The sequence below is a fragment of the Streptomyces sp. NPDC060049 genome, from assembly GCF_042736715.1.
Classification (GTDB): domain Bacteria; phylum Actinomycetota; class Actinomycetes; order Streptomycetales; family Streptomycetaceae; genus Streptomyces.
In genome coordinates, this window is sequence record NZ_JBHWVV010000004.1 from 446,796 (window position 1) to 469,500 (window position 22,705).

At 71.8% G+C, this 22,705-nt stretch carries 21 protein-coding genes; 8 read left to right on the forward strand and 13 right to left on the reverse strand.

Annotated features, from left to right (window positions below; translation table 11 throughout):
* Nucleotides 1-58: 58 nt before the first annotated feature.
* Both ACFWBY_RS09790 and ACFWBY_RS09795 read right to left on the reverse strand, forming a co-directional pair.
* Nucleotides 59-373, reverse strand: coding sequence for a hypothetical protein (locus tag ACFWBY_RS09790; RefSeq protein ID WP_385341964.1), 315 nt, complete (start codon nt 371-373; stop codon nt 59-61).
* Entirely contained in the window at nt 370-1,281 is a 912-nt protein-coding gene (locus ACFWBY_RS09795; protein ID WP_385341966.1) for an SPFH domain-containing protein, read from the reverse strand. Before ACFWBY_RS09795 ends, ACFWBY_RS09790 begins: the two co-directional genes overlap by 4 nt.
* Nucleotides 1,282-1,523: 242 nt before the next feature.
* Here ACFWBY_RS09795 and ACFWBY_RS09800 point away from each other — a divergent pair, with 242 nt between their 5' ends.
* Nucleotides 1,524-3,773 carry a transglycosylase domain-containing protein gene (locus ACFWBY_RS09800; protein ID WP_385341968.1) on the forward strand — a complete coding sequence of 750 codons (2,250 nt, stop codon included), beginning with the start codon at nt 1,524-1,526 and terminating at the stop codon, nt 3,771-3,773.
* Between the two features lie 90 nt (nt 3,774-3,863).
* Here the strand turns inward: ACFWBY_RS09800 and ACFWBY_RS09805 are convergent, their stop codons facing one another.
* From ACFWBY_RS09805 to ACFWBY_RS09815, 3 genes are all read right to left on the reverse strand, one after another.
* Entirely contained in the window at nt 3,864-5,954 is a 2,091-nt protein-coding gene (locus ACFWBY_RS09805; RefSeq protein WP_385341970.1) for a SpoIIE family protein phosphatase, read from the reverse strand.
* A gap of 251 nt (nt 5,955-6,205) precedes the next feature.
* Nucleotides 6,206-6,949: a DUF402 domain-containing protein gene (locus ACFWBY_RS09810; protein WP_385341972.1), complete on the reverse strand. Its 744-nt coding sequence runs from the start codon at nt 6,947-6,949 to the stop codon at nt 6,206-6,208.
* Between the two features lie 112 nt (nt 6,950-7,061).
* Nucleotides 7,062-8,477, reverse strand: a complete 1,416-nt coding sequence (locus ACFWBY_RS09815) for a class II fumarate hydratase (protein ID WP_385341973.1) — start codon at nt 8,475-8,477, stop codon at nt 7,062-7,064.
* Nucleotides 8,478-8,584: 107 nt separating this feature from the next.
* Here ACFWBY_RS09815 and ACFWBY_RS09820 point away from each other — a divergent pair, with 107 nt between their 5' ends.
* Complete coding sequence (locus ACFWBY_RS09820) at nt 8,585-10,114, forward strand: ricin-type beta-trefoil lectin domain protein (RefSeq protein ID WP_385341975.1); 1,530 nt, start codon at nt 8,585-8,587, stop codon at nt 10,112-10,114.
* Between the two features lie 102 nt (nt 10,115-10,216).
* Here ACFWBY_RS09820 and ACFWBY_RS09825 read toward each other — a convergent pair whose 3' ends face one another.
* A complete protein-coding gene (locus tag ACFWBY_RS09825) occupies nt 10,217-10,984 on the reverse strand; it encodes a glycerophosphodiester phosphodiesterase (RefSeq protein ID WP_385341977.1) in 768 nt (255 codons plus the stop codon).
* A gap of 166 nt (nt 10,985-11,150) precedes the next feature.
* Between ACFWBY_RS09825 and ACFWBY_RS09830 the strand changes: the two genes are divergently transcribed.
* The gene (locus ACFWBY_RS09830) at nt 11,151-11,399 is read left to right on the forward strand and encodes a hypothetical protein (protein WP_385341979.1); all 249 of its coding nucleotides are present in this window, start codon (nt 11,151-11,153) and stop codon (nt 11,397-11,399) included.
* Nucleotides 11,400-11,441: 42 nt separating this feature from the next.
* Here ACFWBY_RS09830 and ACFWBY_RS09835 read toward each other — a convergent pair whose 3' ends face one another.
* Entirely contained in the window at nt 11,442-13,109 is a 1,668-nt protein-coding gene (locus tag ACFWBY_RS09835) for a fumarate hydratase (protein ID WP_385341981.1), read from the reverse strand.
* Between the two features lie 150 nt (nt 13,110-13,259).
* Between ACFWBY_RS09835 and ACFWBY_RS09840 the strand changes: the two genes are divergently transcribed.
* Complete coding sequence (locus ACFWBY_RS09840) at nt 13,260-13,928, forward strand: DUF1707 domain-containing protein (protein ID WP_385341983.1); 669 nt, start codon at nt 13,260-13,262, stop codon at nt 13,926-13,928.
* A 221-nt stretch (nt 13,929-14,149) separates the two neighbouring features.
* The gene (locus tag ACFWBY_RS09845) at nt 14,150-14,524 is read left to right on the forward strand and encodes a WhiB family transcriptional regulator (RefSeq protein ID WP_385341985.1); all 375 of its coding nucleotides are present in this window, start codon (nt 14,150-14,152) and stop codon (nt 14,522-14,524) included.
* A 79-nt stretch (nt 14,525-14,603) separates the two neighbouring features.
* On the opposite strand, the gene glpX is transcribed toward ACFWBY_RS09845, so the two are convergent.
* Complete coding sequence (gene glpX, locus ACFWBY_RS09850) at nt 14,604-15,635, reverse strand: class II fructose-bisphosphatase (protein WP_385341987.1); 1,032 nt, start codon at nt 15,633-15,635, stop codon at nt 14,604-14,606.
* A gap of 211 nt (nt 15,636-15,846) precedes the next feature.
* Between glpX and ACFWBY_RS09855 the strand changes: the two genes are divergently transcribed.
* Complete coding sequence (locus ACFWBY_RS09855) at nt 15,847-16,371, forward strand: DUF4245 domain-containing protein (protein WP_385341992.1); 525 nt, start codon at nt 15,847-15,849, stop codon at nt 16,369-16,371.
* A gap of 138 nt (nt 16,372-16,509) precedes the next feature.
* Here ACFWBY_RS09855 and ACFWBY_RS09860 read toward each other — a convergent pair whose 3' ends face one another.
* The 4 genes from ACFWBY_RS09860 to ACFWBY_RS09875 form a co-directional block, all read right to left on the reverse strand.
* A complete protein-coding gene (locus tag ACFWBY_RS09860) occupies nt 16,510-17,100 on the reverse strand; it encodes a malonic semialdehyde reductase (RefSeq protein ID WP_385340136.1) in 591 nt (196 codons plus the stop codon).
* Nucleotides 17,101-17,194: 94 nt separating this feature from the next.
* Nucleotides 17,195-17,443 (reverse strand): exodeoxyribonuclease VII small subunit, encoded by a 249-nt coding sequence (locus ACFWBY_RS09865; RefSeq protein ID WP_385340135.1) that lies wholly within the window; start codon nt 17,441-17,443, stop codon nt 17,195-17,197.
* A gap of 71 nt (nt 17,444-17,514) precedes the next feature.
* Nucleotides 17,515-18,795, reverse strand: a complete 1,281-nt coding sequence (xseA, locus tag ACFWBY_RS09870) for an exodeoxyribonuclease VII large subunit (protein ID WP_385340133.1) — start codon at nt 18,793-18,795, stop codon at nt 17,515-17,517.
* A gap of 9 nt (nt 18,796-18,804) precedes the next feature.
* The gene (locus tag ACFWBY_RS09875; protein ID WP_385340132.1) at nt 18,805-20,217 is read right to left on the reverse strand and encodes an APC family permease; all 1,413 of its coding nucleotides are present in this window, start codon (nt 20,215-20,217) and stop codon (nt 18,805-18,807) included.
* 98 nt (nt 20,218-20,315) lie between these two features.
* Between ACFWBY_RS09875 and ACFWBY_RS09880 the strand changes: the two genes are divergently transcribed.
* Together ACFWBY_RS09880 and ppgK are read left to right on the forward strand one after the other, a co-directional pair.
* Nucleotides 20,316-21,320 carry a 4-hydroxy-3-methylbut-2-enyl diphosphate reductase gene (locus tag ACFWBY_RS09880; RefSeq protein ID WP_385340130.1) on the forward strand — a complete coding sequence of 335 codons (1,005 nt, stop codon included), beginning with the start codon at nt 20,316-20,318 and terminating at the stop codon, nt 21,318-21,320.
* 49 nt (nt 21,321-21,369) lie between these two features.
* Nucleotides 21,370-22,116 (forward strand): polyphosphate--glucose phosphotransferase, encoded by a 747-nt coding sequence (gene ppgK / locus ACFWBY_RS09885; RefSeq protein WP_385340129.1) that lies wholly within the window; start codon nt 21,370-21,372, stop codon nt 22,114-22,116.
* 42 nt (nt 22,117-22,158) lie between these two features.
* Here the strand turns inward: ppgK and ACFWBY_RS09890 are convergent, their stop codons facing one another.
* Nucleotides 22,159-22,647 carry a DUF6542 domain-containing protein gene (locus ACFWBY_RS09890; protein WP_385340127.1) on the reverse strand — a complete coding sequence of 163 codons (489 nt, stop codon included), beginning with the start codon at nt 22,645-22,647 and terminating at the stop codon, nt 22,159-22,161.
* Nucleotides 22,648-22,705: the final 58 nt, after the last annotated feature.

The following is a 22,705-nucleotide window of genomic DNA, read 5'->3' on the forward strand; positions in this document are numbered from 1 at the left end:
GGTCCCGAACCGCGGTCCTGAACCACCGGATCCGAACCGCCGGTCGACCGGGGCGGCTTCAGGAATCCGGAGTGGCGCGCGGGCGGCCGCGGGGCGGGATGGGGCCCGCCCCGCCCGGGAGGCGGCCGGCCTCGGCCAGGGCCCGGCGGAGCAGGAACTCGATCTGCGCGTTGGCGCTGCGCAGTTCCTCGCCCGCCCACCGCGCGAGCGCGTCGTGCACCTGCGGATCGAGCCGTAGGAGCACCTGCTTGCGGGCTTGGCGCCCGGCCTTCGCGGCCGGCGCCGGCCGCCGGGCCGCGCCGTCCCCGTCCCCGTCGGCGGCGGAGGGGTCCGGGCCGTCGCGGGGCTCCCGGGCGCCGTCGGCGGGACTCACTGGTAGAGGGTGCCCGCGTTGACGACCGGCTGGGCCGCGCGATCACCGCACAGGACCACCATCAGGTTGGAGACCATCGCTGCCTTCCGTTCCGGGTCGAGGTCCACGATGTCCTGCTCCGCGAGGCGGGTGAGGGCGAGTTCGACCATACCGACCGCGCCCTCGACGATCTGCGTGCGGGCCGCGACGATCGCGCCGGCCTGCTGGCGCTGGAGCATCGCGGAGGCGATCTCCGGAGCGTACGCGAGGTGGGTGAAGCGGGACTCTATGATCTGGACGCCTGCCGCCTCGACGCGGGCGGACAGTTCGACGGCGAGCTTCTCGGTGATCTCCGCGGCGTTGCCGCGGAGCGAGAGGCCGCCGGCCTCGTGGGCGTCGTAGGGGTACTCGATGGCGATGTGCCGCACGGCCGCCTCGGTCTGGGTCTCGACGAACTCGGTGAAGTCCTCGACCTCGAAGACGGCGCGCGCGGTGTCCTCGACCCGCCACACGACGACGGCGGCCAGCTCGATCGGGTTGCCGTAGGCGTCGTTGACCTTCATGACGGCCGTCTCGTGGTTGCGCACCCGGGTGGACAGCCGCCGGCGGGAGGTCAGCGGGTTGACCCAGCGCAGACCGTCGGTGCGGACCGTGCCGCGGTAGCGGCCGAAGAGCTGCACCACGCGGGCCTCGCCCGGCGCGACCGTGTTCAGCCCGCACATGGCGACGAACGCGGCGACGGCCAGGAGGATCCCCGCCGCGATCAGGCCCCCCTTGGCGCCGGAGCTCCCGGCCACCGAGCCGAGGGCGATCAGGCCCGCCCCGCCGGCCACGCCCGCCAGGCCGAGCAGCAGCGCGAGCCCGCCGCCCACGCTGCGTGCGGGGAACTCTCGTACGCCGGTCTCGGTGACGCCTGTCGTGCTGGTCATCTTCTGCCCCGTCTCCCTCGGTGACGGCCGATCGGGCCGCCTAGCAAAGTGATATCACTTTTTCGGGGAGTTGGCAGCTCCGGCAACCCCGGAAGGTGCTCGCGCGTCGGTTCCATCGGGACGGGTGCTGATTCTCACGTCCGGATTGACCGGTATTGATCCCGGTTGGCCAGTCTTTGTCACAGCCTGCGGTGTTAGCTTTCTGAGCTGACGTCGGGGGGTAATCGAGCGGAGCGGGAACGATGGGCCGAGCAGAAGCGCGAAAGGCGCAGCAGCAGCGCGGTGCGCGACGAGCGCCGCGCGGGCGCGTCAAGGGCAAGGGCGGCGGGAAGGCCGGCAAACGGACCGGCATACGCCGCTTCTTCACCTGGAAGAAGATCCTCGGAACGTTCTTCGGTCTGGTGCTGCTCGGGATGGCCGGGCTGATCGGCCTCTACTTCGCCGTGAACCCGCCGGACCCCAACGCCGACGCGCTGAAGCAGAACAACGTCTACAAGCTGGCCGACGGCACGGTCCTTGCCCAGGTCGGCGGGATGAACCGGCAGATCGTTCAGATCGACAAGATCCCGAAGGACGTGCAGACGGCCTTCATCGCGATCGAGAACAAGTCCTTCGAGAAGGACCGGGGCGTCGACCTCAAGGGCATGGCCCGCGGCCTGTTCAACACGGTCACCGGCAAGGGCGCGGCCGGCGGTTCGACGATCACCCAGCAGTACGTCAAGAACTTCTACCTGACCCAGGACCAGACGGCGACCCGCAAGCTGAAGGAGATGGTCATCTCCCTCAAGGTCGACCAGAAGATGAAGAAGCCCGAAATCCTCGCGGGCTACCTGAACACCAACTTCTACGGGCGCAACGCCTACGGCATCCAGGCCGCGGCCCAGGCCTACTACGGGGTCGACGCCGACAAGCTGACCCTGGAGCAGGGCGCCTACCTCGCCGCCCTCCTCCAGGCCCCCAGCCAGTACGACTGGGCGACCGCCGGCCCGAACGGCAAGCGCCTGGTCATGGTCCGCTTCAACGCGGTCCTCGACAACATGGTCGAGATGGGCCGGCTGGACCCGGCCAAACGCAAGGCCATGGCGTTCCAGGAGCCGATCAAGCCCAAGGCCGCCCCTGGCATGGACGGCCAGAAGGGCTACTGGGTCCAGGCCGCCGACGAGGAGCTCAAGCGGCAGACCGGCATGACCGACGGCCAGCTCAAGGCCGGCGGCTGGGAGATCACCCTCACCATCGACCCGAAGAAGCAGGCCGCCCTGGAGGCCGCCGTACAGGACGAGCTGGAGTCCAAGCTCGACCGCAAGGGCCGCGCCGTCGACGCCGCCGTCCAGGCGGGTGCCACCTCCGTGGACCCCAAGACCGGCGCGATCGTCGCGATGTACGGCGGTACGGGCCTGACCGACCAGTACGCGAGCAACGCCCTGCGCAAGGACTACCAGCCGGGCTCGACCTTCAAGCCGCTCGTACTGGCCTCCGCCATGGAGAACAAGGCGACCACGCAGGACGGCAAGCCGATCAAGCCCAACACCCTCTACGACGGCACCAGCAAGCGCCCCGTGGTCGGCAGCAGCACCCCGTTCAACCCGCAGAACCAGGACGACATCGACTACGGCAACCCGATGATGACGGTCCAGGACGCCACCAATTCCTCGGTGAACTCCGTCTACGCGCAGATGATCGTGGACGTCTCCCCGAAGGCGACGAAGACCACCGCCCTGGCCCTCGGCATGCACGACCGCGACGGCTGGCCCGAGGACAGGCCGGCCATGACGCTCGGCACCATGAGCGCCGACACCCTGGAGATGGCCGGCGTCTACGCCACCTTCGGCAACCACGGCAAGAAGGTCACCCCGAGCATCATCAAGTCCGCCGAGAACAAGGACCGCACCTACAAGCCGATCCGCGCCATCGGCGACCAGGCCATCAGCCGCAAGACCGCCGACACCGTCACCAAGGTGCTCACGGGCGTCGTCCAGGACGGATCCGGCAAGGCCGTCCGGAGCTCGGCCTACGAGGCGGCCGGCAAGACCGGCACCACCGAGAAGAACGTGGCCGCCTGGTTCACCGGCTTCACCCCCGACCTCGTCACCGTCGTCGCGATGTTCGGCGAGGAGCCGGGCACCCACACCCAGGTCAGCCTGACCGGCACCGCCGGAGGCGGCCGCGCGGGCGGCTCCAGCTTCCCGGCCGCGATCTGGAAGCACTACACGCTTGCCGCCCTCAAGGGCGAGGACAGCGGCTCCTTCGACCTGGAGGAGGCGGACATGGGCAAGCCGCAGACGCCGAGCACCAGCATCACTCCGTCGATGCCGCCGAGCCAGTCCACGCCCTCGCCGCCGTCCGAGAGCACGGCGTCGGCGCCCGGCCCGACCCGGACGCCGGTGACGCCGACCCCGACGCCGACGCCCACCCCCACACCGACGCCGTCGAAGCCGACGCCCACCGCGTCGAAGCCGACCACGACGCCGGACCCCCAGCCGCCCCGCCCGTAGGCACCGGACCCCACCGGACCGCCGTCACCCGACACGCCACCGCCCCGCAGGCACGCAGCCGCGGGGCGGTGGCCGTTGCCGCAGCGCGCCTCAGTGCCGGTCGGGAGCTCCCGGCAGGGCCAGCTCGAACCAGACCACCTTGCCGCTGCTCAGCCGGGTGGCACCCCAGCGGCGGGCCATCCGGTTGACCAGGAACAGGCCGCGGCCGCCCTCGTCGGTGTCCCGCGCCCGGCGCTGGCGCGGCAGCTGCGGGGAATCGTCACCGACCTCGCAGCGCAGTACGTCCGTCCGCAGGAGACGGAGCGTCACCGGCCGCTCGGCGTACCGCACGGCATTCGTCACGACCTCGCTGACCAGGAGCTCCAGCGAGTCCTGGAGCTCCTCCAGACCCCAACGGGACAGCGCGCGGCGGGCGAACCTGCGGGCCCGGCCCGGAGCGGTCTCCTCCGGGTCCAGGAACCAGTACGCCACGTCACTGGGCGCGATGCCGTCGAACCGGGCCGCGAGCAGCGCGATGTCGTCGTCCCGGTCACCCGGGCCCAGCATGTCCAGGATGTCGTCGCACAGAGCCTCCAGCGGCGGCGGGTGGTCCAGGCCCGTCAGCTGAGCGGTGGTGGCGAGGCGCTCGCGGAGCTGCTCGATGCCGGTCCACACGTCCCGCAGCCGCGACTCGACCAGTCCGTCGGTGTACAGCACGAGGGTGGCGCCCGCGGGGGCGTCCAGCTCCACGGCCTCGAAGTCCACGCCGCCGACGCCGATGGGCGCGCCGGGGGGTACGCGCAGCACCTCGGCGCGGCCGCCCAGGTGCAGCAGGACGGGCGGCGGATGGCCGGCGTTGGCGATGGTGATCCGGTGCGCGACCGGGTCGTAGACGGCGTAGAGGCAGGTGGCCATCCGGTCGGAGCCCAGGCGCTGGGCCTGCTCGTCCAGGTGGTGCAGGACCTCGGCGGGCGGCAGGTCGAGCTGCGCCAGCGTCTGGGCCGTCGTACGGAGCTGGCCCATGATCGCGGCGGAGGTCATGGAGTGGCCCATGACGTCACCGACGACGAGCGCGACCCGGCTGCCGGGCAGAGGTATGGCGTCGTACCAGTCGCCGCCGACCCGGGCCGTCTCGGCGGCGGGCAGGTAGCGGCTGGCGAGACGGACCCCGGTCGGCTGGGGCAGGCTGTCGGGCAGCATCGTGCGCTGGAGCTCGTCGGCGATGTACGCCTCGCGCCCGTAGAGCACCGCCTTGTCGATGCCCAGCGCGGTGTGCGTGGCCAGCTGGGCGGCGACCAGCAGGTCGTTCGTCTCGAAGGCCGGCCGCTCCGGGGTGCGCAGGAACACGGCCGCGCCGATGACGCGGCGACGGCCCCGCAGCGGAGCGAGGATGGCCCGCTGCCCGCGCGGTACGGGGTGGTCCGCGCCCAGCAGCTCCGGCAGCGCGGCGCGGGCGGCGGCGGAGGACCCGAAGACGGGCCGTACGCCGCGCAGCACCTCCGCCAGCGCCCCGCCGGGGCGGATCTCGCACAGCTCGGACGCGGGCAGGTCGCCCTGCGGGCCGACCAGGGCCAGCTGGCTGAAGTCGAGTTCGCCGTCCGCGGTCGTCGCGCCGGCGGCGCCGGAACCGGTGAACTCGTCGATCGGCCGGAGCCGGTCGGTGCGCCGGAGCCTTAAGACGACCGGTCCCACCGGCCGCTCGTCGCCCACGGGCAGCGGGTCGCGCAGGTACACGAGGATGGCGTCGGAGAAGGTCGGCACGGTGGCCCGGCACAGCCCGAGCACGATCTCGTCGAGGTCGATCCCGCGCGCGATCCGCCGCGTGGCCGCGCCGACGAACCGCAGCCGGTCGCCCTCGCGTCGCGCGACGGCCTCCGGCGCGTTGCCCTGCGCGGGCGCGGAGCCGGGCGCGGTGCCCGTCGCACCGCCGGCCGCGGCGCCGGAGCCGCCGACGTCCTGGCGGGCCGGCGCGGCCGCGGCGCGTGCCGCCTCGGCGTCGCGGGAGCCGCTGTTCGCGGCCGAGGACTCGCGGGGTCGGGGCAGGCCGGAGCCGGGCTGGTCGGGCCCCTGGATCTGCGCATGCGTGCGTACGGCCTCGGCGGCCGGGACCGGGGCCTTGCCGTGGCCCAGCTCATCCGTACGGCCGCCGGCGCCACCGGCAGCCGGCTGCGAGCCCTCCTGAGAGGTGGGGTACTCCGTCACGCGTGGCATTCCGTCCGTTTGCGCTCGATGTGCGCTGCACTCAACTCGGTCAGTCGCGGTATACCCGCTCAGCGGCGGGGACACCATCACCCCGCGGTTCCGCGTCCCGCTCGTTACCTCTCGTCGTGCGTCGACCTCCGGTCAAGTACCGCGTGGGACACGAGATTTACGGGTGGACGATCGCGCGGCGACACCGTGGGCGGCCGCGGAGGACGATCCTACGTTTGCCCCCCGGGGGCGCATCAAGGGTCTCATGACGTCATATGCGCCGGGGTGCGGTCCCAGTCCTCCGGCAGCGCCGGCACTTCCCAGGACGGATCCGGGCGCCAATCCTGCCAGTCCTCGGAGAACGGCGGCCCCCAGGCCTTGATCACGTCCACCGCCGCCCGCCCGGCGGCCCGCACCCGGCCCGCCTGCTGCGGGTCCATCAGCCCGGACCGCTGCGCCTGCGCGAACTCGTCCTCGTCCCGCCACGTCCACGTGCGGTCCGGGTAGACGGAGATGTCGAGGTAGTGGTCCTCGGAGTCGATCCCCCCGGACCACCGCGTGCGGGGCTCCTCGAGGTTCACGTACCAGCTCTTGAAGTGCCAGCCGTGCTCCCAGAACAGCCACACCGACCACGGGTCCCCGGGCCGCGCCAGCTTCAGCACGCCCGCCCCGAACCAGCGCGACCGCACGGTGGTCCGCGCCGCGGTGTACCGGGTGGCGAGCGGCTCCTCGTGGACCGGGGTCCCGTCGGCGAGCACCGGCTTGACGCACTCGGTCCCGGGGGCCATCCACACGGCGAGGAGCTCGTCGGTGTCCGTCACCACGGTCACGGGCCGGCAGATGTGCACGGCGCCCTTCAGGCCGGGCGCGTGGTCACGGTAGCGCCAGAGGATCTGCTCCCCGGGCGCCCAGTGGCCGCCCCGTTCCGGGCCCCGCTCCGGCCCCCGTTCCGAGCCCCGCGCGGCACTGCGCGCGCTGCCGCCCCCGCGGCCTCCGGTACCTGTCATGCGCAGATCTTAGGGCGGGGGCCCGGAGGATGGCCGCGGTGCAGGTCACCGAGGTGTTCGGGGACGGGAAACGACCGGATCCGGACCCCGTCGCGGGCCGGGGAGCGCCGGTTCAGGGCCGGGTCATCCGCAGGACGTCCAGCGCCTCGTCGAGTTGTTCGAGGGTGAGGTCGCCGCGGTCGACGTAGCCCTCCTCCAGGACGACCTCGCGGATCGTCTTGCGCTCCGCGAGGGACTTCTTGGCGACCTTGGCGGCGTTCTCGTAGCCGATGTATCGGTTCAGCGGGGTCACCACGGAGGGCGACGACTCGGCGTACTCCCTGGCCCGGGCCGTGTTGGCGGTGATTCCGTCGACGGTGCGGTCGGCCAGCAGGCGGCTCACGCTGCCGAGGAGGCGGATGGATTCCAGGAGGTTGCGGGCCATCACGGGGAGCATCACGTTGAGTTCGAAGTTGCCCGCCGCGCCCGCCACCGCGACCGCCGTGTCGTTCCCCATCACCTGGGCGGCGACCATCAGCGCGGCCTCCGGGACGACCGGGTTGACCTTCCCGGGCATGATCGAGGAACCCGGCTGGAGATCCGGGAGATTGATTTCGGCCAATCCCGTGCGGGGACCCGACGCCATCCAGCGGAGGTCGTTGCAGATCTTGGTGAGCGAGACGGCGACCGTACGGAGCATCCCCGAGGTCTCCACCAGCGCGTCCCGTGCCCCCTGGGCCTCGAAGTGGTCCCGCGCCTCGGTCAGCGGCAGTCCCGTGGCCGCGGCCACCTCGGCGATGACGGCCGCGGAGAACCCGGGCGGGGTGTTGATCCCGGTGCCCACGGCCGTCCCGCCCAGCGGCAGTTCGGCCAGTCGGGGCAGCGCCGCGCGCAGCCGCTCGACGCCGTAGCGGAGCTGGACCGCGTACCCGCCGAACTCCTGGCCCAGGGTGACCGGGGTCGCGTCCATCAGGTGCGTCCGCCCGGCCTTGACCACCTCGGAGAACTCGGCGGACTTGCGCTCCATCGCGCCGGCCAGGTGCTCCAGGGCGGGGATCAGCTCGCCGGTGACGGCGGCGGTGGCGGCGATGTGGATGGAGGACGGGAAGACGTCGTTGGAGCTCTGCGAGGCGTTGACGTGGTCGTTGGGGTGGACGGCGCGGCCGAGCCGCTCGGTGGCCAGGGTGGCGATCACCTCGTTGGCGTTCATGTTGGACGAGGTGCCGGAACCCGTCTGGAACACGTCGACGGGGAAGTGCTCGTCCCAGCGGCCCTCCGCGACCTCGGTGGCCGCCGAGACGATGGCGGCGGCGATGTCCTCGCCGACGACGCCGAGCCGGGAGTTGACGGTGGCGGCCGCGGCCTTGATCCGGGCCAGCGCCTCGATGTGGGCGCGCTCCAGACGTTGTCCCGAGATGGGGAAGTTCTCCACCGCGCGCTGGGTCTGAGCTCGCCATTTGGCGTGCGCCGGCACGAGTACGTCGCCCATGGAGTCGTGCTCCACGCGGAACCCGTCGGGGCCCTCGGCGGTCTTGTGATCGTCAGTCATCTGTAGTGCCTCCTCAAAAAGTTGAGCAATTGTCTTGTTCGAACTGTTCCCAACTCACCTACTGACCAGTAAATACCGTGGGTAACACCGAGATAGGGGAGGCGTTCATGGCACGTGTCCGTACACAATCCAGGCTCAGATCTACCTTCGCCGCCATCGCGGCGGTCGCGGCCGCCCTCGGGGGCGTCACCGCCATCACCCCGATGGCTCACGCGGCGACCGCCGCCGGGCCCTCCGCGACACCCCTCACGCCCGAACTGGAGGCCCTCCGGGCCGCCGAGGCCGTGAAGATCTACGGCGACTCCGCGATCCGCCCGCTCGCGGAGCGCAAGACCGGCCTCATCTCGCTCGGCGACAGCGAGATCTCGGGCGAGGGCGTCGGCACCTACGACCCCGCGACCAACACCTCGGCCAACCAGTGCCACCGCTCGCCGGACACGGCGATCCACCGTACCGGCATCGCCGCCGACTACACCTTCAACGTGGCCTGCTCCGGCGGCTACACCGGCAACATCAAGATCGGCGGCAGCAAGCAGTACGCCGACGAGCTCGTGCAGAGCGACAGCCTCGCCATCAAGGCCCGCAACACCAGGATCAAGATGGTGGTGCTGGTCGCCGGGGCCAACGACGACCTCCAGTTCGGCCCGGTCATGACCGACTGCGTCACGCGCTGGGTGCTCAGCCAGGGCACCTGCGAGCCGAAGTACGGCCCGGGCTGGCAGGCGCGCGTCGACGGCCTGAAGCCCAAGGTCGAGTCGACGATCGGCGACCTCAAGACGGTCATGCGCGACGCCGGTTACGCCGACACCGACTACAAGCTGGTCGTCATGGGCTACCCCAGCCCGATCGGCCCCGACTTCAACGACAACCCCGACTTCCCCGGCAAGCTCCCCGGAGGCTGCGCCGGCTACGACTCCGACGCCGCCTGGGGCCGCAACTACGCGGTGCCCACCTTCGAGAAGGGCATGCGCGCCGCCGCCCTCGCCGCGGGCGCGACCTACCTCGACAACTCGCGGCTCTTCCAGGGCCACGAGGTCTGCATGGAGGACACCTGGGCCCGCGGCCTCTACCTCGACCTCGGGGACCACTTCCCGTGGGACGAGAACACCGCCCGGCAGTCCTTCCACCCCAACTACCGCGGCCACGGCGCCTTCGCGTCCTGCCTGACCCAGCTCTACGCCTCCGGCCTGCGCGAGGCCTCCTGCGCCGACCCGGCCAGCACCGGGACCCCCGTCCTGCAGGCCGGAGCCTGGGACGACCTGTACAAGCCGCTGAGGAACGAGGCGACGGGCAACTGCGTCGACTCCAACGGCGGTTCCAGCGCCAACAACACCAAGGTCCTCGGCTGGGACTGCCACGGCGGCCGCAACCAGGGCTGGTGGTACGACTCCGCCAAGAAGTCCCTGCACATCGAACTCACCCATGACCGCTGCCTCGACGCCCCCGGCGCCAACTACGGCAACGGCACCGCGATGATCATCTGGAACTGCCACGGCGGCGCCAACCAGCAGTTCGTCCGCGACGGAGCCACCCTCCGGCCCGCAGCCGCCCCGGGCATGTGCCTGACGGTGGCGGCGTCCCACGAGCCGCTGCGCCTGCAGACCTGCAACGGCTCGGCGAACCAGCGCTTCGTGTAACCCCCGCCAGACCTGTACCACCGCCGAACCCGCACTCCCGTCAGACCCGCACCCCCGTCAGATCCGACCCCCCACACCCGGCCGGCGAACCCGGCCGGGTGTTCACATGTCCAGCAGCAGCTTGCGCACGTCCCGGGGCCGGTTGGTGATGATCGTGTCCACACCCAGGCGCACGCAGAGCTCCACGTCCTCGGTCTCGTCGACGGTCCACACGCGCACCTGGAGCCCCTTCGCTTTCAGCCGGCCCACCAGCCCCGGATCCTGCCGGACCAGGTCGATCCCCGGGCCCGCGTGGGTGGCGTACGGGGGACGCACCGGCCGGACCCTGCGCTCGATCAGGTACACGGCGGGCAGCCCGGGCGCGAGCCGGTGCAGCCGGGTCAGGGCGTTGCGGGAGAAACTCATCACCTCGACGCGCCCGGAGGAGCCGTCGGCCAGCCCGTGCGCGCGGAGCGTGCGGACCAGTTCGGCCTCCAGCCGCCCGCCCGCCCGCGCGGGGTGCTTGGTCTCGACGGCGAGCCCGACGGGGTACGGCGCGGCCAGCGCCTCCCGGAGCAGGTCCTCGAAGAGCAGCACCCGCGCCCCGGTGTGACCGGGCCCCTTCCACGCGCCGAAGTCGAGCGCGCGCAGCTCCTCGTACGTCATCTCGGAGACGACCCCGCGCCCGTCGGAGGTCCGCTCGACGCGGCGGTCGTGCACGCAGACGAGCCGGTGGTCGGCGGTGAGCCGCACGTCGCACTCCAGCGCGTCGGCGCCGTCCGCGATGGCCTGCCGGTAGGCCTCGATGGTGTGCTCGGGATGCTCGTGGGATGCCCCGCGATGAGCGATGACCCGCGTGTCGCGGGCCGCGGTGAGGGAGGGCTCAGTCATACCGCAGACGTTATCCGGATGCGCCGAGCGCTCCTGTGCAGGATGCTGCACCGATGGCTGAACAGTTCGTGACGCTGCATTGCGAGCCCTGCGCCTCGTGCCGGTCCGAGCCGTGGCAGTGCGTCGTAGAGGGCCGCCTGCGCTGGGAGACCAGTACTACTGCGCCTTGGACGGACTGCAGGTGTGCGACTGGGGCTGGGGGGTCCCCCCGCCGACGATCCGCGAGCGGATCGTCGCCGTGGAGGGCACCGTACACCTCGCCGTAGGCGGCCCCGACGGTGTGCCGCTGAAGGCCGTCCGCGAGGTGTACCGGCTCACGATCCCGGAGTTGGGCGAGGTGCGATCGCACGGCCTGCGCGCGACCCCGGTCGAGGCGGAAGTGCTGCGCGGGACGCGGAGCGGGCCCCGGAGGTGATCCCCCGGGGCCCGTCGCGGAGGGCGGTCGCCGCCCCGCCGGCTAGGCCAGGCCAGGGCCGCGGACCGGGATGTGGGTGAACGTCGGTTCCGGGGCCGGGTTTTGGAAGAAGTCGTTGCCCTTGTCGTCGACGACGATGAAGGCCGGGAAGTCCTCGACCTCGATCTTCCAGACCGCCTCCATGCCGAGCTCCTCGTATTCCAGGACCTCGACCTTCTTGATGCAGTCCTGGGCCAGGCGCGCGGCCGGGCCGCCGATGGAGCCGAGGTAGAAGCCGCCGTGCGTGCCGCACGCGTCCGTCACCTGCTGGGAGCGGTTGCCCTTGGCGAGCATGACCTTGGAGCCGCCCGCCGCCTGGAACTGCTCGACGTAGGAGTCCATGCGGCCGGCCGTGGTCGGGCCGAAGGAGCCGGAGGCGTAGCCCTCGGGGGTCTTCGCGGGGCCCGCGTAGTAGACCGGGTGGTCCTTGAGGTACTGCGGCATCGGCGCTCCCGAGTCCAGCAGCTCCTTGATCTTGGCGTGCGCGATGTCGCGCGCAACGACCAGCGGGCCGGTGAGGGAGAGGCGGGTCTTGACCGGGTGCTTGGTCAGGGTGGCCAGGATCTCGTCCATCGGCTGGTTCAGGTCGATCGAGACGACGTCCGCCGACTCGGCCAGGTGCGCGTCTGTGGTCTCCGGGAGGAAGCGCGCGGGGTCCGTCTCCAGCTGCTCCAGGAAGACGCCCTCGGCGGTGATCTTCGCGGTGGCCTGGCGGTCCGCCGAGCAGGACACGGCGATCGCGACGGGCAGCGAGGCGCCGTGGCGCGGCAGGCGTACGACGCGGACGTCGTGGCAGAAGTACTTGCCGCCGAACTGCGCGCCGATGCCGATCTTCTGGGTGAGTTCGAAGACCTGCTGCTCGAGGGCCTCGTCGCGGAAGCCGTGGCCCAGGGGGGAGCCCTCGCGCGGCAGCTCGTCCAGGTAGTGCGCGGAGGCGTACTTCGCGGTCTTGAGCGCGTGCTCGGCCGAGGTGCCGCCGACGACGATCGCCAGGTGGTACGGCGGGCAGGCCGCGGTGCCCAGCGAGCGGATCTTCTCCTCCAGGAACTTCATCATGGAGGCCTCGTTGAGGACCGCCTTGGTCTCCTGGTAGAGGAAGGACTTGTTGGCGGAGCCGCCGCCCTTGGCCATGAAGAGGAACTTGTACGCGCCGCCGTCGGTCGCGTACAGCTCGATCTGCGCGGGCAGGTTCGAGCCGGTGTTCTTCTCCTCCCACATGGTGATCGGGGCCATCTGCGAGTAGCGCAGGTTCAGGCGGGTGTAGGCGTCGTAGATGCCGCGGGACAGGGCCGCTTCGTCGGCGCCCTGCGTCAGCACGTTCTGGCCGCGCTTGCCCATCACGATGGCCGTGCCCGTGTCCTGACACATCGGCAGGACGCCGGCCGCCGCGATGTTCGCGTTCTTGAGGAGGTCCAGCGCGACGAACTTGTCGTTCGCGCTGGCCTCGGGGTCGTCGATGATCCGGCGCAGCTGCGCGAGGTGCGCGGGGCGCAGGAAGTGCTGGATGTCGTGGATCGCCTCTTCGGCGAGCTTGCGCAGCGCCTCCGGCTCCACCTTGAGGAACGTACGGCCGTCGGCCTCGAAGGTCGAGACGCCTTCGGAGGTCACCAGGCGGTACGGGGTGGTGTCCTCGCCCAGGGGCAGCAGGTCGGTGTACGCAAACTCTGGCATGACGGCAGTCATTCCCTCACTCGGCAGACGGCGCTGGCGACCAATTGGCAGCGCGGTAACCAGCGTAGGACCTCCGCCGGGGCGTTTGGTTGTGAGGTAAGGCTCACTGGGCAGTATCGCGATCTATCGTGTCTCGCTATGCTGGGTGGCGTGGACCTGGAAAAGCACCCCTCCGCCCCCGCCCCAGCCGCCGAGCTGCGCGCCTCCGACGCCGACCGGGACCGGATCGCGCAGATCCTCGCCGACGCCGTCGCCGAGGGCCGGCTGACCGCGCAGGAGCACTCCGAGCGCCTCGACTCGCTGTACGCCCTCAAGACGGTCGGCGAGCTGGACGTGCTCGTACGGGACCTGCCCGCGCCCGGCGGCGCCCCGCGGCAGGAGCCCGCGTACGCCGCCGGGGCCGCCCCGGGCGCACCGGCGGGCGCGCCGGGCGAGAGCGTCGTCGCCGTGTGCAGCAGCTCCTCCCGCAAGGGGCGCTGGCGCCCGGGCGCGAACACCCGCGCGGTGTCCGTTATGGGCGACATCACCATCGACCTCACGCAGGCCGTCTTCGAGCAGCAGGTCACGGAGATCAACGTGACGTGCGTGCTGGGCAACGTGGAGATCCTGGTCCCGGAGAACGTCACGCTGCGCGGCTACGGCAGCGGGGTCCTCGGCAACGTCGAGGTGCACGGCGAAGGGCGCGGGGAGAGCGATCCGCACGCACCGGTCGTGATCGTCCGAGGTTTCGCGCTGCTCGGCAACATCGAGGCCAGGCGGAAGTCCGGCGCCCGCCTGGTGGACCTGGCCCGGGGGCCGCACGAGCGCCTCGGAGGCTGAGGCCGAAGCCGAGGCTGCGGCCGAGCACGCCGACGCGCACGCGACCGGCCGCCGCGCCGACGGGACGCCGCTCGGGGTGCGACGGCGCGAGGGTGTGCGGGGCGGCATCGCCTTTCGGTCGAACCGTCCGGATCGGCGGCACTCGGTGCATAGGGGCGCGCACAGCGGGTAGGGACAGGTGCATCGTCTCTCGCTCGCGTATACGTCGTCAGGAGTAGACCGTGCCGCATCCGCCGCGCCAGTCCCTGCAGGTAGCCGCCGTCCAGAGTCTTCAGGGGCGCCCGGCGGCGGCCGTGCCGAAGCCGCGGGTGCCGGCCAGGGAAGAGGACGGTCCATGGCACGCGGACGCGGCGTGCCGACGCGACGAGGCCGGGCTGTTCTTCGCCCCCTCCAAGGAGCCGACCGCCGCCCGGTTGTCCCGTGAGGAGGCCGCCAAGCGCGTCTGCGCCCGCTGCCCCGTCATGGTCGCCTGCCGGGAGCACGCGCTGCTCCAGCCGGAGCCCTACGGCGTCTGGGGCGGCCTCACGGCCGCCGAGCGCCGCGTGGTGCTGGCCCGGCGCCGGCGCAGGGCGGTCGAGCTGCGCGAAGCCTCGTAGGCCCGCTCCCTGTCCCGGACACACGGAAGGGGCGTTCCCGCCGCACGCGGGAACGCCCCTCTTTCCATGTGGCCTGGGCCTACTGGGCGCGGTCGAAGTCGATCGCGCTGTACGCGCGGAGCTTCGAGAGCCGGTGCGTCGAGTCGATCTGCCGGATCGTGCCCGACTTCGAGCGCATGACCAGCGAGGAGGTCGTCGCGGTCTCCGAGCGGTAGTGGACGCCGCGCAGCAGCTCGCCGTCCGTGATGCCGGTGGCGACGAAGAAGACGTTGTCGCCGGAGACCAGGTCGTTGGTGTGGAGAACCCGGTCCAGGTCGTGGCCCGCGTCGATCGCCTTCTGACGCTCGGCGTCGTCCTTCGGCCACAGCTTGCCCTGGATGGTGCCGCCGAGGCACTTGATGGCGCACGCCGAGATGATGCCCTCGGGGGTGCCGCCGATGCCCAGGAGCAGGTCCACGCCCGTGCCCTCGCGCACGGCCATGACCGAGCCGGCGACGTCGCCGTCGGAGATGAACCGGATGCGGGCGCCGGTCTCGCGGATCTCCTTGACGATGCCCTCGTGGCGGGGGCGGTCGAGGATGATCACGGTGACGTCTTCCACGGCCATGTTCTTGGCCTTGGCGACGCGGCGGATGTTCACGGAGACCGGGGCGTTGATGTCGACGAAGTCGGCGGCCTCGGGACCGGTGACCAGCTTCTCCATGTAGAAGACCGCGGACGGGTCGAACATGGTGCCGCGGTCGGCGGCGGCCAGGACGGCGATGGCGTTCGGCATGCCCTTGGCGTTCAGGGTGGTGCCGTCGATCGGGTCCACGGCGATGTCGACCTCGGCACCGGTGCCGTCGCCGACCCGCTCGCCGTTGAAGAGCATCGGGGCTTCGTCCTTCTCGCCCTCGCCGATGACGACGACGCCGTTCATCGAGACGGTGGAGATCAGGGTCCGCATCGCGTTGACCGCGGCGCCGTCGGCGCCGAGCTTGTCGCCGCGCCCGACCCACCGGCCCGCGGCCATGGCGGCGGCCTCGGTGACCCGGACGAGTTCCAGGGCGAGGTTGCGGTCGGGGGCCTCCGGAGAGACTTCGAGCTGGGGCGGCAGGTTGTGCTCGGTCATCGGAGCGCACCTTTCTGTACGGCGACGGCCGGGAGTGAGGGTCCCTCGACTCTATCGGTACGTCGACAAATTGAGCAGACCGGGTCACGTATGAGCGGCATATCGGTCAGCTGTTTGTCCTGAGCGGACATCTTGCGGGTGGTGGCGCACGCCACGCCGACCCCGGCGACGACCGCCGCGGGCGATGCGGGACGATGGTCCCGTGGCAGGTATGAGAGGCAAGCAGACGGTCCGGGACATGGTCCTATCGCTGGCGGTGCTCGGAATCATCGTGGGCGGGATCTACATCTTCATCCCACATGACGAGAATGCCGACCCGACGAGAGTGGTCGACTACCGCGTCGAAACGCTCACGGCCCGGCGCGCGGCCCCGTATCCGCTGGCCGCCCCGGTCGGGCTGCCGGACCAGTGGCGGGCGACCTCGGTCTCCTTCGAGCGGAAGAACGCCCACGGCTGGCACCTGGGCTTCCTGGACCCGAAGAACCAGTACGTGGCGGTCGAGCAGTCCTCGGACGCCACCGACTCCTACATCGGCAGGGTCACCCGGAAGGCGAAGGCCACCGGGCAGACGCAGCAGGTCGGGGAGCAGGCCTGGGAGCGCTGGGACGGCGAGAAGTACGACGCCCTCGTGCGGCAGGAGCAGGGTCACGTCACGGTGGTGACCGGGACGGCGTCCTTCGAGGAGCTCGGGGCGATGGCCGCGGCGCTGGAGTTCAAGCAGGGCGCGCAGCAGTAGGGGCCGCGTGCGCGTGACGCGTGCGGCGGCGCGAGTGCGCGACGCGAGCGCGCGACACGATGACGTGAAAAGGCCGCGCGCCCCGGCAAATCGGGGCGCGCGGCCTTTTCATGCGCTGTCGAACCGCCGAGGCGGACCTCAGACGGTGGTGACGACCTGGTCGAACTCCAGGCGCGGGGAGCGCGCGAACCAGGCGTCCTCGCCCGGCTTGCCGATGTTGACGACCATCAGCGGGGTGTGGTCGCCGTCCAGGAACTCCTTCTGGAGGCCGGCGAAGTCCAGACCGGTCATCGGTCCGGCGGCCAGGCCGGCGGCGCGGACGCCCACGATGAAGTAGGCGGCCTGCAGGGAGGCGTTGACCAGCGCGGACTGCTCGCGGACCGGGCGCTCGGAGAAGAAGGCGTCCTTGGCCTGCGGGAAGTGCGGGAGCAGCTGCGGGAGCTCCTCGTGGAACTCGTTGTCCGCGGACAGGATCGCGACCAGCGGGGCGGCGGCGGTCTTGGCCTGGTTGCCCTCGGCCATGTGCTTCACCAGGCGCTCGCGGGCCTCGGGGGAGCGGACCAGGGTGATGCGCAGCGGCGTCTGGTTGAAGGCGGTCGGGCCGAACTTCACCAGGTCGTAGATCGCCTGGATCTGCTCCTCGGTCACCGGCTCGTCGGAGAACGTGTTGGCGGTACGCGCATCACGGAAGAGGAGGTCCTGAGCAGCGGCGTCGAGAACGAGAGACATCGGAAAGCCTTCTTCTGTACGGGACTGAAGCGATGACTCGACTCTACGACCAGATAGGTGAAAGTTCAACTAAATCTCGGGGTGGTGACCCAGGTCACTCGGCGCCGCCCTCCCCGCCGCCCCCGGACCCGTCCTCCCCGGCCCCGCGCGCCGCGATCGCCGAGTCCAGGCGCGCGCGGGCACCCTCCAGCCAGTGCCCGCACACCTTCGCGAGCTCCTCACCCCGCTCCCAGAGCGCGAGGGAGTCCTCCAGCGACGTGCCGCCGGCCTCCAGCTTGCGGACGACCTCGATCAGTTCGTCGCGCGCCTGCTCGTACCCCAGCGCCGTATCGGTCCCGGACATTCCCGCTCCCACCTCACCTGTGTAAAGACAACGATTCCTGTCGCGGCGGTGCGCCGCCGTGCCGCTACGACCTAGACGGGGTCCTCGGCGGCCCGCACCGGCTCCTGCGCTACCGGCTCCGCCTCCTGCGCGGCGCCCGCGGGCTCCTGAGCGACCCGCACCGAGAACTCGCCCTCCGCCACCCGCGCCCGCAGCACGTCTCCCGCCGACACCTCCCGCGCGGAGCGCACCACGTGCCCGTCGGCCCGCTGCAGCACCGCGTACCCGCGCTCCAGCGTGGCCGCCGGGGACAGCGCCACCACCCGGGCGAGCGTGTGCGCCAGCTCCGAATCGGCCCGGTCCAGCAGGTGCCCCAGCGTCCTGCGGCCGCGGGCCAGCAGCGCCTCCACCTCGGCCTCCCGGGTCTCCACCATCCGCTGGGGGTGGACGAAGACCGGCCGCGCGAGGGCGTGCGCGAGGCCCCGCTCCTCCCGGTCGAGCAGCGCCCGCACGGCGCGCAGCCCACGGCCCTGCAACTGGCGCACCCGCTCCAGCTCCTCGCCGACGTCCGGGACCACCTTCTTCGCCGCGTCCGTGGGCGTGGAGGCCCGCAGGTCCGCGACCAGGTCCAGCAGCGGGGAGTCCGGCTCGTGCCCGATCGCCGAGACCACCGGGGTGCGGGCCGCCGCCACGGTCCGTACGACCTCCTCGTCGGAGAAGGGCAGCAGGTCCTCCACGCTGCCGCCGCCGCGCGCCACGATGATCACATCGACCCCGGGCAGCGCGTCGAGCTCCTTGACCGCCCGGACGACCTGGGGCACCGCGTGCACGCCCTGGACGGCGACGTTGCGCACCTCGAAGCGAACCGCCGGCCACCTGCGCCGCGCGTTCTCCAGCACGTCGCGCTCGGCCGCCGATGCCCGCCCCACCACCAGCCCGATCAGCTGCGGCAGGAACGGCAGCGGCTTCTTGCGGTCCAGCGCGAAGAGCCCCTCGGAGGCGAGCGAGCGCTTGAGCTTCTCCAGCCGGGCGAGGAGCTCGCCGATGCCGACGGGCCGTATCTCGGTCGCCCGCAAGGACAACTGCCCCCGCGGGGCGTACCACTCCGGCTTGGCGAGCACGACGACGCGCGAGCCCTCCGTCACGGAGTCCGCGACCTCGTCGAAGACCTGGCGGAAGCAGGTCACGCTCAGGGAGATGTCGTGCGAGGGATCGCGCAGCGTCAGGAAGACCACCCCCGCTCCCGGCCGCCGCGAGAGCTGCGTGATCTGACCTTCCACCCACACCTGGCCGAGCTTGTCGATCCAGCCCCCGATGAGCCGGGACACCCGGCCGACCGGCAGCGGCGCGTCAGCCGACGTATTCAGACCCATGCACGCAGGCTAGCCGCCGCCGCCGACACCGGCGGCGGGCCCGGACCCCCGAGCGCCCGCGCGTCGCCCGCGCTGGGCCACCAGTACCCCCAGGCCCACCGCCAGCCACACCGCGCCCACGACCTGCGCCGTCCACGAGGCCTCGACGATCACCGCGATCGTCACGGCGGCGCCGAGAACCGGCACCACCAGGTGCTTGATCCAGTTCGGAGGGCCCTCGCGCCGCTTGACCACGAACCAGCCGACCACCGAGGCGTGCAGCAGCGTGAACGCCGTCAGCGCCCCGATGTCGACCACCGAGACGAGATGGTCCAGGCCGTCGTCGCGGCGGGCCGCCCACACCGCGGCGACCAGCGTGACCGTCGCCGCCACGAGCAGGGCCGGGCGCGGCGTGCCGTGCGAGGTCCGGGCGAGGGCGCGCGGCAAGCGCCCCTCACGGGCCATCGCGAAGAGCAGCCGGCCGGCGGCCGCCTGCCCGGCCAGCGCCGCGAAGGCGGCACCGATCGCCTTGCTGACGGCGACCAGGTCGTGCAGCCAGTGGCCAACGGAGGCTTCCACCGTGTTGTAGAAGGCCGGCCCCTGCGCCGCCGGATCGGCGGCCAGCTCCGCCGACGAGACCGGTGTGAGCAGGGCCGCCAAATAGGTCTGGGCGAGGAACAGCACCCCGGTCAGCGCCAGGCAGAACAGCACCGCCCTGGCCACCTTCGCGCTCCCGCCCGTGACCTCCTCGGCGAAGGAGGCGATGGCGTCGAAGCCCAGGTAGGACAGGACCGCGACCGAGACCGCGCCGAGCACGGCGGCCGTCGAGAAGCCGAGCGATCCGTCTCCGGTGAGCGGCGAGAGCCAGCCGCGCCGCGCCCCGTCGCGGACCAGTACCGTCACCGCCGCGACCAGGAAGACCAGCAGGACCACGATCTCCATGGCCAGCACCGCGAAGCCCACCCGCGCGGCGGCCCGTACGCCCCACAGGTTGAGCAGGGTGGTCACGACCACGGCCAGGGCCGTCCACACCCATCGGGAGACCTCGGGGACCAGGGCGTTCATGGCGATCCCGGAGAAGAGGTAGGCGACCGCCGGGATCAGCAGGTAGTCGAGCATCGCCATCCAGCCGGCGATCAGGCCGGGACCCTCGCCCAGGCCCTTGCGGGCGTAGGTGAAGACGGAGCCCGCCTGCGGGGCGACGCGCACCATCTGCGCGTACGAGAAGGCCGTGAAGGCCATCGCCACCGTCGCGACGAGGTAGACGAGGGCGACGGCGCCGTGCGACTTGGCGTCGAGGGTCCCGAAGACGCCGACCGGGGCCATGGGGGCGATGAAGAGCAGCCCGTAGACGACGAGGTCCCGGAATCCGAGGCTCCGCCGCAGTCCGGTGCCGGGAGCCGACGGCGTGCCCGGCGGGCCGGGCGGCGTACTGGAATCCATCGCGGACACCATCGTTCCTCCGGGGTAAGGCCGGTACGGACGTTCGGCCCAGTCTGTGCCGGGCGGGCGACGTCCGGCCTCCTGGAGACCCCCGTACGATGGAGCGCATGACTGCTGCCGCCCCCGCTCCCGCATCCCGCCGCGTCCTGCTCGCCGCCCCGCGCGGCTACTGCGCGGGCGTGGACCGAGCCGTGATCGCCGTCGAGAAGGCCCTCGAGCAGTACGGTGCGCCGGTCTACGTCCGTCACGAGATCGTGCACAACAAGTACGTCGTCAAGACCCTGGAGAAGAAGGGCGCCATCTTCGTCGAGCGGACGGAGGAGGTCCCCGAGGGCTCCATCGTGATGTTCTCCGCGCACGGCGTGGCCCCCGTGGTGCACGAGGAGGCGGCGCGCGGCAAGCTCGCGACGATCGACGCGACCTGCCCGCTCGTCACCAAGGTGCACAAGGAAGCCATCCGCTACGCGAACGAGGACTTCGACATCCTCCTCATCGGCCACGAGGGCCACGAGGAGGTCATCGGCACCTCCGGCGAGGCGCCGGACCACATCACCATCGTGGACGGCCCCCAGGACGTGGCGAACGTGCAGGTCAGGGACGAGTCGAAGGTCGTCTGGCTGTCGCAGACCACGCTCTCGGTCGACGAGACGATGGAGACGGTCGACGCGCTGAAGACCAAGTTCCCGCTGCTCCTCTCGCCGCCCAGCGACGACATCTGCTACGCCACCTCGAACCGCCAGGAGGCGGTCAAGGTGATGGGCGCGGATTCCGACCTGGTCATCGTCGTCGGCTCCAAAAACTCCTCGAACTCCATCCGGCTCGTCGAGGTCGCCCTCGACGCGGGCGCGCGGGCCGCGCACCTCGTGGACTTCGCGACCGAGATCGACGAGGCCTGGCTCGAAGGCGTCACCACCGTCGGCCTGACCTCGGGCGCCTCGGTGCCGGAGGTCCTCGTCGAGCAGGTGCTGGAGTGGCTCGCCGAGCGCGGTTACGCGGACGTGGAACTGGTCAAGACGGCCGAGGAGTCGATCGTCTTCTCGCTGCCCAAGGAGCTGCGCCGCGACCTGCGCGCGGAGGCCGCGGAGCTCGCCGCGCGCAAGTAGGCCCGTTCGGGGCGAGGCGGGCCGCCGTGTCGTTTCGTACGGTGTGTGCATGCAGATCTTCGGCGTGGACATCGGCGGTTCCGGGATCAAGGGCGCTCCCGTGGACCTGGACCGTGGCGACCTGGCGCAGGAGCGCCACAAAGTACTGACACCGCAGCCGGCCACCCCCGACGGGGTGGCCGGCTGCGTCGTCGAGGTGGTCCGCCACTTCGACTGGGACGGCCCGCTGGGGGTGACCTTCCCCGGGGTGGTCACGGGCGGGGTGACCCGGTCGGCGGCCAACATGGACAAGGCCTGGATCGGCGTCGACACGGCGGCGCTGATCTCGTCCCGGCTCGGCGGCCGGCCCGTCACGGTCCTCAACGACGCGGACGCGGCGGGCGTCGCGGAGATGACCTACGGGGCGGGGCGCGGGGTGGGCGGCACCGTCATCCTGCTCACGCTGGGCACCGGGATCGGCAGCGCCCTCTTCACGGACGGGCAGCTCGTGGCCAACACGGAACTGGGCCACCTGGAGCTCAAGGGCCACGACGCGGAGACGCGGGCCTCGGTGAAGGCGAAGGAGGACGAGGACCTGACCTGGGAGCACTGGGCGCACCGGGTGGGGAAGTACCTGGCACACGTGGAGATGCTGTTCTCGCCGGACCTGTTCATCATCGGCGGCGGCGTGAGCCGCAAGCCGGAGAAGTTCCTGCCGCTCATCGAGGGCGTCCGGGCACGGATCGTACCGGCGGAGCTGCGCAACAACGCGGGGATCGTGGGAGCGGCGATGGCCGCGCGGACGGCGTCGCCGTAGCGGTGGCCCTGCCCGGTGCCCTCACACGGCGCCGGCGACGCCTCAGGCGGCGCGGCGGGGGACGCGCCGCCTGCCGATGAGGACGGCCTTGCGCACGATCACGATCAGGGCGGCGACGAGCGTCCCGGCGTACAGCCAGCCGGCGTGCAGGGACAGCGCGGACACCAGCCCCATCACCTCGCCCGCGAAGCCGCCGGAGCCGCCCGACACGGGCCACACCCCGGCGGCGAAGGCGATGGGGGCGGTGACCGGCGCGGTGATCAGGTCGGCGGGCCGCACCCACAGGGCGGTGGCGGCCGCGACGGGCAGGAAGAGCAGCCCGTAGGCGAAGAGCGAGGCGTCGAAGAGCAGCCAGTCGACACCGCCGGCCAGGAACATCGAGGCGCACGCGAAGAGCCCGCCGCCGAGTCCGGTCAGCCGGGGCCGCGGCATGCGGCGTACCGGCGCCCGCCCGGGGGCCGGCGCGGCGGCCGAGGCCATGGCGGTCCGCTCCGCCGGGTGACGTGCCGTACGCGCCTCGTATCGCTCCACCCTCCAAAACTAGGCGGGGCACCGCCGATCGCGTGCCCGGACACGCGTACATCCGTGC

What these genes read in the sequence shown, in the direction of transcription:
- ACFWBY_RS09795 (WP_385341966.1), bottom strand. Translation starts at nt 1,281, where the DNA reads ATGACCAGCACGACAGGCGTCACCGAGACCGGCGTACGAGAGTTCCCC.
- ACFWBY_RS09800 (WP_385341968.1), top strand. Translation starts at nt 1,524, where the DNA reads ATGGGCCGAGCAGAAGCGCGAAAGGCGCAGCAGCAGCGCGGTGCGCGA.
- ACFWBY_RS09810 (WP_385341972.1), bottom strand. Translation starts at nt 6,949, where the DNA reads ATGACAGGTACCGGAGGCCGCGGGGGCGGCAGCGCGCGCAGTGCCGCG.
- ACFWBY_RS09815 (WP_385341973.1), bottom strand. Translation starts at nt 8,477, where the DNA reads ATGACTGACGATCACAAGACCGCCGAGGGCCCCGACGGGTTCCGCGTG.
- ACFWBY_RS09820 (WP_385341975.1), top strand. Translation starts at nt 8,585, where the DNA reads ATGGCACGTGTCCGTACACAATCCAGGCTCAGATCTACCTTCGCCGCC.
- ACFWBY_RS09825 (WP_385341977.1), bottom strand. Translation starts at nt 10,984, where the DNA reads ATGACTGAGCCCTCCCTCACCGCGGCCCGCGACACGCGGGTCATCGCT.
- ACFWBY_RS09835 (WP_385341981.1), bottom strand. Translation starts at nt 13,109, where the DNA reads ATGCCAGAGTTTGCGTACACCGACCTGCTGCCCCTGGGCGAGGACACC.
- glpX (WP_385341987.1), bottom strand. Translation starts at nt 15,635, where the DNA reads ATGACCGAGCACAACCTGCCGCCCCAGCTCGAAGTCTCTCCGGAGGCC.
- ACFWBY_RS09855 (WP_385341992.1), top strand. Translation starts at nt 15,847, where the DNA reads ATGAGAGGCAAGCAGACGGTCCGGGACATGGTCCTATCGCTGGCGGTG.
- ACFWBY_RS09860 (WP_385340136.1), bottom strand. Translation starts at nt 17,100, where the DNA reads ATGTCTCTCGTTCTCGACGCCGCTGCTCAGGACCTCCTCTTCCGTGAT.
- ACFWBY_RS09865 (WP_385340135.1), bottom strand. Translation starts at nt 17,443, where the DNA reads ATGTCCGGGACCGATACGGCGCTGGGGTACGAGCAGGCGCGCGACGAA.
- xseA (WP_385340133.1), bottom strand. Translation starts at nt 18,795, where the DNA reads ATGGGTCTGAATACGTCGGCTGACGCGCCGCTGCCGGTCGGCCGGGTG.
- ACFWBY_RS09875 (WP_385340132.1), bottom strand. Translation starts at nt 20,217, where the DNA reads ATGGATTCCAGTACGCCGCCCGGCCCGCCGGGCACGCCGTCGGCTCCC.
- ACFWBY_RS09880 (WP_385340130.1), top strand. Translation starts at nt 20,316, where the DNA reads ATGGAGCGCATGACTGCTGCCGCCCCCGCTCCCGCATCCCGCCGCGTC.
- ppgK (WP_385340129.1), top strand. Translation starts at nt 21,370, where the DNA reads ATGCAGATCTTCGGCGTGGACATCGGCGGTTCCGGGATCAAGGGCGCT.